Consider the following 9931-nt stretch of genomic DNA (forward strand, 5'->3'; position numbering starts at 1 on the left):
AGTTGCTTGCGGCATTTGACCTGCTCATGGCTGTCGACACCATGAACTTGAAAAACCTGCTTTGCCAAATCCACGCCTATGCGTTTAAGTTTCATGCGGGCTCCCCCTCCGGGATTGCTTGTTTTACAACCTTCAGTCTGGCGCAATGACGCCGTAGGAGGGAGGAGTCCATCTCATTGGGCTACGAACACAACGCCCGAGAACGAAAAAACCGGCCCAAGCGCAAGGCGTTGGCTTAATCTGTTGATGCAGATCGCTAACGTCATGATCTGAAAGCCAAAAAGTAGAAGTCCCCAGCAGAAAATATCTCGGCTGGGGATTTTTGCTTATAGGGCCCGTAACCGCAGGCCATCGGGGAATCTTTCAACAGATTTCCCCAACGGCTAGGCCCAAGCGCCGGTTTTTTCGTTGCTGCCGCCTGAGACGCTAGAAGCTCTCCCGATTCGGCCAGCGCCACTCGGAAACCACTATCCAGCCTGTCTCCCCGACCGGCTCAGGCCGCCGGCCGGAGCCGCTCAAAAAAGCCGGTTGAGGCCGTCGAACGCGGCAACCCGATAGGCCTCGGCCATGGTCGGGTAGTTGAAGGTGGTGTTGATGAAGTACTTGATGCTGTTGGCTTCACCCTTCTGGTTCATGATCGCCTGGCCAATGTGGACGATCTCCGAGGCCTGATAGCCGAAGCAATGCACACCCAGCACTTCCAGGGTTTCACGATGGAAGAGAATCTTCAGCATACCCACCGGTTCCACCGAGATCTGCGCACGGGCCATACCCTTGAAGAAGGCCTTGCCGACCTCGTAAGGCACCTTGGCCTGAGTCAGCTCACGCTCGGTCTTGCCGATCGAGCTGATCTCCGGAATGGTGTAAATACCGGTCGGCACGTCATCGACGAAGCGCCAGCTGCCGTTGTCGACGATGCTGCCGGCAGCCGAACGCCCCTGGTCGGCAGCGGCGCTGGCCAGACTCGGCCAGCCGATCACGTCACCGGCGGCGTAGATGTTGCTGACCTCGGTGCGGTAATGCTCGTCGACCTGGATCTGACCACGGCTGTTGACCGCGATGCCGATGTTTTCCAGGCCCAGCTGATCGGTATTGCCGGTCCGGCCGTTACACCACAGCAGGGCGTCGGCCTTGATCTTCTTGCCCGACTTCAGATGCAGAACCACGCCGTTTTCCACGCCCTCGATGCGCTCGTACTCTTCGTTGTGACGAATCAGCACGTTGTTGTTGCGCAGGTGGTAGGAAAGCGCGTCGGAGATTTCCGAGTCGAGGAAGCTGAGCAGTTGATCGCGGTTGTCGATCAGGTCGACCAGCACACCCAGGCCACTGAAGATCGAGGCGTACTCGCAACCGATCACGCCCGCTCCGTAGATGATCAGACGACGCGGTGTGTGACCCAGGCTGAGAATGGTGTCGCTATCGTAGATACGCGGGTGACGAAAATCGACATCGGCCGGGCGATAGGGACGCGAGCCGGTGGCGATGACGATCTGCTTGGCCACCAGCTTTTCCACTACGCCATTGAGGCAGACCACTTCGATCGTCTGCTCGTCGGCGAAGCTGGCGGTACCGAAATAGGTGTCGATGCGGTTGCGCGCGTAGTAGCCGGTGCGCGAAGTGACTTGCTTGGCGATCACCTTCTCGGCGCTTTTCAGCACGTCGGGGAACGAGAACCAGCGTGGCTCGCCGATCTGGCGGAACATCGGGTTGGTGTTGAACTGCATGATCTGCCGCACCGAATGGCGCAGCGCCTTAGACGGGATGGTGCCCAGGTGGGTGCAGTTGCCGCCGACCAGCGGACGGTTGTCCACCACGGCTACCTTGCGCCCGGCCTTGGCCGCGTTCATCGCCGCGCCCTCGCCCGCCGGGCCGGAGCCCAGCACCACGACATCGTAGTTGTAGACCGCCATGTTTACTCCTTCAGATCAGGCCGGAGCGCTTGTGGCGCACCCTCGGCGGGGCCGGCAGCGGATAATAGCCACCGGCTATCAAAGCTACCACCCGGCTTAACGCTTGCTCGCGTCGTAAGCCAGGTCGGTGTTCGGCGCTTCGCTCTGGTCGCGATTGACCTCCTCGCATTTTTCACGGCTACCGCCGCAAATCGAGCATTCCTTCTCGATACCGAGATTGGCGATACCGCCACAGGAACCGGCGATGGGTTTGCGCCCCATGATCACACCGATAGCCATCATGCCGACGACCAGAACCATAACCAGAAATACAACCAGAAACGTCATTGCTCATCTCCTGCAGCGAATAGCTGCTCGAATGCGGTCGTGCCCTGTGTGACGAAACCCTCGCCCACACGCGTCACGAAAAACGCCGCGATAGCGTTGCGCTCGGCGAAGGCCATACCGGCATCCGGACCAAGCACCATCAATAGGGTAGACAAGCCATCGGCGCGCAAGGTCGATGGATCCGCCACTGTCACGGCTGCCAACTTGTGGTTGACCGGCTTACCCGTCAGCGGATCGAGCGTGTGCGAGTAGCGTTGGCCGTTCTCTTCGAAGTAGTTGCGATAGTCACCCGAGGTGGAAATACCGTAACCATCGAGCTGCAGGATGCGCTGAGCCATACGCTGATCATCACGCGGCGCTTCCAGGCCGATACGCCAGTGGCTGCCGTCAGGCTTGAAGCCAGCCGCCTTGAGCTCACCGGTGGCCTCGACCAGATAACTGGTGACCCCCAACTCGCCCAGGCGCGCCACGATCAGATCGACGGCATAACCGGCCGCGATGCTGTTGAAGTCGACCTGAACATCGGCATCCTTGCACAACTGCTCGCCTTCGATCCTCAGGTGCTGCTGACCGACCCGCTGGCGCGCCTCGGCCAGGCGCTCGGCATCCGGCACCGCCTCGCCCTGCCCTTTGGGGCCGAAGCCCCAGAGGTCGAGCAAGGGCTCCAGCGTCAGGTCGAAGTAGCCCTGGCTCTCCTGGTGCAGGCGATCGCCGGCACGCACCAGCTCCAGCACGCCCCTGGGCATGGCCTGGCAGGTACCGGCTGGCGCACGGTTGAACTGCTCGATCAGCGAATCATCGCGATAGGTGGACATCTGCAGATCGATTTCGGCGAGGATCGCCTCAGTCGCGGCCTTGAGTTCGGCTTGCGGCGCGACGCCTTCGCTGCGGACGTATTTGATCGAATAGGTGCTGCCCATGGTCGGGCCACCGAACTCTTCGATCCGTTCAGAATGCAAGCAGCCCGTTAGGGCTGCCGCCAGGGCGACAGCGATAACGGGCTGGAGTACAGCAGACCTCATGCGTCAGCCGCCGAAGTCGTCGAGGAGGATGTTCTCCGGCTCGACCCCCAGGTCGGTCAGCATCTTGATCACTGCGGCGTTCATCATGGGTGGGCCGCACATGTAGAACTCGCAGTCTTCCGGAGCCGGGTGGTCCTTCAGATAGTTCTCGTACAGCACGTTGTGGATGAAGCCGGTGAGGCCGGTCCAGTTGTCTTCCGGCTGCGGATCGGACAGCGCCAGGTGCCATTCGAAGTTCGGATTTTCCGCGGCCAGCTGATCGTACTCTTCGTTGTAGAACGACTCGCGCAAGGAACGCGCGCCGTACCAGAAGCTGATCTTGCGCTTGGACTTCAGGCGCTTGAGCTGGTCGAAGATGTGCGAACGCATCGGCGCCATGCCGGCACCACCACCGATGAAGACCATCTCGGCGTCGGTGTCCTTGGCGAAGAACTCACCGAAGGGCCCGTACACGGTGATCTTGTCGCCCGGCTTGAGGCTGAACACGTAGGACGACATCTTGCCCGGCGGCACATCGTCCTTGCCGGGGGGCGGCGAGGCGATACGGATGTTGAACTTCACCAGACCGCGCTCTTCCGGATAGTTGGCCATGGAATAGGCACGGATCACGGTCTCGTCGACCTTGGACACGTACTTCCACAGGTTGAACTTGTCCCAGTCGCCGCGATACTCCTCCTGAATGTCGAAGTCCTTGTAGTACACGGTGTGCGGCGGGCATTCCAGCTGCACGTAACCACCGGCGCGGAAGTCGACGTTCTCGCCTTCCGGCAGCTTCAGCGTCAGCTCCTTGATGAAGGTAGCGACGTTGGGGTTGGACTCCACCGTGCACTCCCACTTCTTGACGCCAAACACTTCTTCCGGGACTTTGATCTTCATGTCCTGCTTGACTGGCGTCTGACAGGACAGGCGCCAACCCTCGCGAGCCTCGCGCTTGGTGAAGTGCGACTCCTCGGTGGACAGCATCTCGCCGCCACCGCTCTCGACGATGCACTTGCACTGCGCGCAGGTACCGCCGCCGCCGCACGCGGAGGACAGGAAGATGCCATTGTCGGCCAGGGTTTGCAGCAGCTTGCCGCCGGCCGGCACCACGATGGTTTTTTCGCCGTTGATTTCGATGCTCACGTCACCACTGGAGACCAGCTTGGCGCGTGCCGCGAGGATGACCAGCACCAGCGCAAGCACGATGGCGGTGAACATGCCGATGGCGAGGAAGATTTCGTAATTCATCTGTTCATCCTTTCCTTACAGCTGCACGCCGGAGAAGGACATGAAGCCCAGCGACATCAGACCGATGGTGATAAAGGTGATGCCCAGACCCTGCAGGCCAGCCGGTACATCGCTGTACTTGAGCTTCTCGCGGATGCCCGCCAGTGCAGCGATGGCCAGTGCCCAAGACACGCCGGCGCCGACACCGTATACGGTGCTCTCGGCCAGGTTGTAATCACGCTCGACCATGAACAGCGAACCACCCATGATGGCGCAGTTCACGGTGATCAGTGGCAGGAACACACCCAGGGCGTTGTAGAGCGATGGCACGTACTTATCGAGGGTCATCTCGAGTATCTGTACCAGCGCTGCGATCACCCCGATGAAGGTCAGCAGGCCGAGGAACGACAGGTCCACTTCAGGCAAGCCGGCCCAGGCCAGCGCGCCATCCTTGAGGATGTTGGTGTAGATCAGGTTGTTCACCGGCATGGTGATACCCAGCACCACGACCACGGCGATACCGAGACCGATGGCGGTTTCCACCTTCTTGGAGATGGCGATGAAGGTACACATGCCGAGGAAGAACGCCAGCGCCATGTTCTCGACGAACACCGCACGGACGAACAGGCTGATGTAATGTTCCATTAATAGGCCTCCTTGCTGGATACCTGAGGCGCCATCTTGTAGGCGTTCTTCTCGATCTGATCCTTCTTCCAGCTACGGATGCCCCAGATGAACAGACCGATCAGGAAGAATGCCGATGGCGGCAGCAGCAGCATGCCGTTGGGCTGGTACCAGCCGCCGTCGTTGACCACCGAGAAAATCTCGTAGCCCATCAGTTTGCCCGCGCCGAACAGCTCACGAATGATGCCCAGAGCAACCAGCATGGCGCTGTAGCCCAGGCCGTTACCGATGCCGTCGAAGAACGACAGTACCGGCGGGTTCTGCATGGCGAACGCCTCGGCGCGCCCCATCACGATGCAGTTGGTGATGATCAGTCCGACGAATACCGACAGCTGCTTGGACAGGCTGAAGGCGTAGGCCTTGAGCACCTGGTCCACCACGATTACCAAGGATGCGATGATCACCATCTGCACGATCATGCGGATCGAGCTGGGAATCTGGCTGCGGATCATGGAAATGAACAGGTTGGAGAAACCGCACACCAGCGTCAGCGCGGCGGACATCACCAGCGCGGTCTGCAGGTTAGAGGTGACCGCCAGGGCCGAGCAGATCCCGAGGATCTGCAGACCGATGGGGTTGTTGTTGAAGATCGGGTTGAGCAGGACTTCTTTAATAGTCGGCTGCGACATGATCAAGCCTCCCCTGCACGCAGGTTAGCGATAAACGGACCGAAGCCGTTCTGGCCGAGCCAGAACTTCAGCAGGTTGTCCACACCGACGCTGGTCAGGGTGGCGCCCGCCAGGCCATCGACCTGGTGAGTGGCTCGCGGGCTCTGCGGGTCGACACCGCCCTTGACGATCTGTACGGCCAGCTTGCCGTTATCGTCGAACAGGGTCTTGCCGGGCCACTGGCCTTTCCATTTCGGATTATCCACTTCGCCGCCGAGACCCGGGGTCTCGCCGTGCTGGTAGAAGCCCATGCCGACCACGGTATTGAGGTCACCTTTCACCGCGATGAAGCCATGCAGGGTCGACCACAGACCGTAACCGCGCACCGGCAGGATCAGGGTTTCGACTTCGCCATCCTTCTCCACCATGTAAACGGTGGTGTAGCGCTCCTGACGCTTGATCCCGGCGATGTCCTCGCTGCCCTTGAGCGCAGTGGAGGTCTTCGGATCCTTCGAGGCCTTGAGCGGGTCGAAGGTGATGGGGTCGAACGCATCGGAGAACTTGCCACTCTCCAGATCCACCAGCTTGGCGGTGATGGTGCTGTCGAACACTTCCTTGACCTTGGCACTGGACATGCCCGCTTCACCCAGGCCGGCAATGGCCAGGATGCTGCGCTGCTTGTCCAGCAGACGGTTTTCAACCTGGGTCGGCTTCAGTGCGATGGCAGCACCGGCGACGAACACCGAGCACACCAGACACACCAGCAGGGCCACCGTCAGCGTACGGACGGTGGATTCTTTTTGACTAGACATTGCGTGCCAGCCTCCGCTTGATATTGGCCTGAACGACGAAGTGGTCGATCAGCGGTGCAAACAGGTTGGCGAACAGAATCGCCAGCATCATGCCCTCGGGGAAGGCCGGGTTGACCACACGAATCAGCACGACCATCACGCCGATCAGGGCGCCGAAGATCCACTTGCCGGTGTTGGTCATGGAGGCCGACACCGGGTCGGTGGCCATGAAGAACATGCCGAAGGCGAAACCGCCCACTACCAGATGCCAGTACCAGGGCATGGCGAACATCGGGTTGGTGTTGGAACCGATCAGGTTGAGCAGCAGGCTCAGGCCGATCATGCCCAGCATCACGCCGGCGACAATGCGCCAGGAGGCGATCTTGGTGATCAGCAGAACCAGGCCGCCGATGGCGATGGCCAGCGTGCTGGTCTCACCGAGCGAACCGTGAATGGTGCCGATGAAGGCGTCCATCCAGGTGATGCCGTTGTTGATCACGTTCTCGATGCCGCCGGAAGCGGCCAGGCTCAGCGAAGTGGCGCCGGCGAAACCGTCCACTGCAGTCCACACCGCATCGCCCGACATCTGCGCCGGGTAGGCGAAGAACAGGAAGGCACGGCCGGTCAGTGCCGGGTTGAGGAAGTTCTTGCCGGTACCACCGAACACTTCCTTGCCGATCACCACGCCGAAGCTGATGCCCAGCGCCACCTGCCACAGCGGAATGCTCGGCGGCAGGATCAGGGCGAACAGCACGGAGGTGACGAAGAAACCTTCGTTGACCTCATGCTTGCGGATCGAAGCGAACAGCACTTCCCAGAAGCCACCGACGATGAAGGTCACCGCATAGACCGGCAGGAAGTAGGCCGCGCCCTGGATGAAGTTGTCCCACAGGCTGTTCGGGTCGAAACCGGCCAGCGAGCCGATCAGGGCGAAACGCCAGCCTTCCTGGCTCGCCAGCAGCTCGGGGCTCTGAGCGAAGATCAGGTTGGCCTGGTAGCCGGTGTTCCACATGCCGAAGAACATCGCCGGGAAGGTGCACAGCCACACGGTGATCATCATGCGCTTGAGGTCGATGCCGTCGCGCACGTGAGCGGTGGTCTTGGTCACGCTGCCAGGACGATAGAAGAAGGTGTCGATGGCCTCGTAGAGGGCATACCACTTCTCGTACTTGCCGCCCTTTTCGAAGTTGTGCTCGATCTTGTCGAGGAATGCACGAATGCCCACGGATTAACCCTCCTTCTCGATGCGGGTGAGGTTGTCCCGCAGGATCGGGCCATATTCATACTTGCCGGCGCACACATAGGTGCAAAGCGCCAAGTCTTCTTCGTCGAGTTCCAGGCAACCCAGTTTCTGGGCCATCTCGGTGTCACCGACGATCAGGTAGCGCAAGAGTTGAGTCGGCAGGATATCCAGCGGCATCACGGCTTCGTAGTTACCCACCGGCACCATGGCGCGCGGGCTGCCATTGGTGGTGGTGGTGAAATTGAACAGCTTGGCGCTGGCCAGCTTGGAGACGAAGATATTCATGACCGAGTGCTTGTTCACGCCAGCACGCAGGTAATGCATCATCTCGCGCTCGTTGCCCTCGCTCAGGCAGGACACCTGATTGTGGTAACGACCGAGGAAGGCGAAAGCGCCCTTCGCGGTACGACCGCCGAACACCGAGCCGGAAATCACACGATTGAAACCTGGCTTGAGCTCACCGGCGGTGAGTTCTTCCAGGTTGGCGCCCAGGCGCGTGCGCAGCAGACGCGGCTGCTCGACGACCGGACCGCCCAGCGCAACCACACGCTCGACGAACAGCTGACCGGTGGTGAACAGTTTGCCCACCGCGATCACGTCCTGATAACCGATTTGCCAGACACTCTTGCTGGTGCTGACCGGATCGAGGAAGTGGATGTGCGTGCCCGGCAGGCCTGCCGGGTGCGGGCCGGCGAAGGCTTCGCTCTGCACCTTGGCCAGTTTCTCGCCAGGCAGGTTGGCGCCGTCGGCCTTGCACAGGAACACCTTGGCCAGGTTACCGAGAACCTTCAGGCCGTTTTCGAAGTCAGCGGCATGTTCAACGATGACTACTGCAGGATCAGCGGCGAGTGGGTGCGTATCGATGGCGGTGACGAAGATCGAGCTGGGCACGGCATCGAGCGCCGGCACCTTGCTGAACGGACGCGTACGCAGGGCAGTCCAAAGCCCGGACTGCTGCAGGTTTTCGCGAACCTGCTCGCTGCTCAGCGCTTCGAGCTGATCGGCAGCGTACTGGGCGAAAGTCTCCTGCTCGTCGCCATCGATATCGATGACCACGGATTGCAGAACACGCTTCTCGCCACGGTGAATGGCGCTGATCACGCCAGCCGCAGGGGCGGTGTAACGCACGCCGGGGGTCTTCTTGTCGGTAAACAGCAATTGACCGAGTTTGACCCGGTCACCGACCTGCACTTCCATCGTCGGCTTCATCCCGTGATAGTCGAAGCCGATGACGGCGACACTGCGCACGGGCCTGGCGGCCTCGATACGCTGTGCCGGCGCACCCGTTATGGGCAAATCGAGCCCATGCTTTAGTTTGATCATAGGTTTGCCTAACCACTGATTTAGAAAGCTTTTTATAGGACAGGCGACACTACCGAAGGTCTAATAGACCCGACCACACCGATACGATATGGGCGTGGAGGAAGGTGCCAAACCTGGGTAAAAAATCCGCTTGATTATAAAGACCCCCCCCGGCACTGACCACCCAAGCGCTTGCTTTTTTTGGCCTTTCGGTAACAGGGCGCAACACACTCGATGCTGCCCGAGATCAACTCGGCAACCTCGCCAGGCCAGATTCCGGGATCGGGTAGGAGGCGGCCTCACGGCCGCCGTCCTCCCACACCACCGTGCGTACGGTTCCGTACACGGCGGTTCAGGCCATGCGGTTAAGCCGATTGATCGTATCCAGTATCGAGACCAGTCCAAGTCTGTCCCATAGCTTCTTCGGCAGCGCCTGATTCATATGCGGCGCTCCTGAGTTCCACCACGGGCCTCGGCCATTGAAGGCCGACTTGCAGGCACGCTCCTCGCTCAATCCCAGGCGCATCAGGTTGCGCGCCCTCGTAGAGGGCTGCTTCCATTGCCGCCAGATGACACAGCGAAGTTTGTGCCTGACCCAGCCATCCAGCTCTTCCAGTGGACGCTTGCTCTGGCTGAGCTTGAAGTAGCCTGCCCAGCCTCGCAGCACCGGGTTTACCCGCTCGATGACATTCGCCATCTTGTGGCCCCGCACCCCTCGCAGCAGTTCCCTGAGACGGTCGCGCACACGGCGCAGGCTCATGGTTGCCACTCGCAGTCTAGGCTGCGAGTGCCAACTCATCCCATACCCCAGGTAGTCGCATTTCCACGACCCAGCCAC

General features: G+C 60.5%; 11 protein-coding genes. All 11 read right to left on the reverse strand.

Features of this window, described 5'->3' with window-relative positions:
- Positions 1–95 (reverse strand): hypothetical protein (locus tag DBO86_RS26445; protein ID WP_244185501.1); only part of this gene is annotated, 95 nt, incomplete at its 3' end.
- A 420-nt stretch (positions 96–515) separates the two neighbouring features.
- A complete protein-coding gene (gene sthA, locus DBO86_RS03905) occupies positions 516–1910 on the reverse strand; it encodes a Si-specific NAD(P)(+) transhydrogenase (protein WP_003462032.1) in 1395 nt (464 codons plus the stop codon).
- Positions 1911–2006: 96 nt separating this feature from the next.
- A complete protein-coding gene (gene nqrM, locus DBO86_RS03910) occupies positions 2007–2237 on the reverse strand; it encodes a (Na+)-NQR maturation NqrM (protein ID WP_003462033.1) in 231 nt (76 codons plus the stop codon).
- Positions 2234–3259: an FAD:protein FMN transferase gene (locus DBO86_RS03915; protein WP_244185508.1), complete on the reverse strand. Its 1026-nt coding sequence runs from the start codon at positions 3257–3259 to the stop codon at positions 2234–2236. The genes nqrM and DBO86_RS03915 overlap by 4 nt, the downstream gene beginning before the upstream one ends.
- Positions 3260–3262: 3 nt before the next feature.
- Positions 3263–4486 (reverse strand): NADH:ubiquinone reductase (Na(+)-transporting) subunit F, encoded by a 1224-nt coding sequence (nqrF, locus tag DBO86_RS03920; RefSeq protein WP_108233024.1) that lies wholly within the window; start codon positions 4484–4486, stop codon positions 3263–3265.
- Positions 4487–4501: 15 nt separating this feature from the next.
- Positions 4502–5110 carry an NADH:ubiquinone reductase (Na(+)-transporting) subunit E gene (gene nqrE / locus DBO86_RS03925; RefSeq protein WP_003462036.1) on the reverse strand — a complete coding sequence of 203 codons (609 nt, stop codon included), beginning with the start codon at positions 5108–5110 and terminating at the stop codon, positions 4502–4504.
- Entirely contained in the window at positions 5110–5784 is a 675-nt protein-coding gene (locus DBO86_RS03930; protein ID WP_208630360.1) for an NADH:ubiquinone reductase (Na(+)-transporting) subunit D, read from the reverse strand. Before DBO86_RS03930 ends, nqrE begins: the two co-directional genes overlap by 1 nt.
- Entirely contained in the window at positions 5781–6569 is a 789-nt protein-coding gene (locus DBO86_RS03935; RefSeq protein ID WP_108233026.1) for a Na(+)-translocating NADH-quinone reductase subunit C, read from the reverse strand. The genes DBO86_RS03930 and DBO86_RS03935 overlap by 4 nt, the downstream gene beginning before the upstream one ends.
- A complete protein-coding gene (locus tag DBO86_RS03940; protein WP_003245239.1) occupies positions 6562–7773 on the reverse strand; it encodes an NADH:ubiquinone reductase (Na(+)-transporting) subunit B in 1212 nt (403 codons plus the stop codon). Before DBO86_RS03940 ends, DBO86_RS03935 begins: the two co-directional genes overlap by 8 nt.
- Before the next feature lie 3 nt (positions 7774–7776).
- Positions 7777–9114 (reverse strand): Na(+)-translocating NADH-quinone reductase subunit A, encoded by a 1338-nt coding sequence (locus tag DBO86_RS03945; RefSeq protein ID WP_108233027.1) that lies wholly within the window; start codon positions 9112–9114, stop codon positions 7777–7779.
- A gap of 331 nt (positions 9115–9445) precedes the next feature.
- Positions 9446–9931: group II intron maturase-specific domain-containing protein (locus DBO86_RS03950; RefSeq protein WP_279630231.1), on the reverse strand; the 486-nt coding region annotated here is incomplete at its 5' end.

The sequence above is a fragment of the Ectopseudomonas oleovorans genome (assembly GCF_003052605.1).
Classification (GTDB): Bacteria; Pseudomonadota; Gammaproteobacteria; order Pseudomonadales; family Pseudomonadaceae; genus Aquipseudomonas; species Aquipseudomonas oleovorans_A.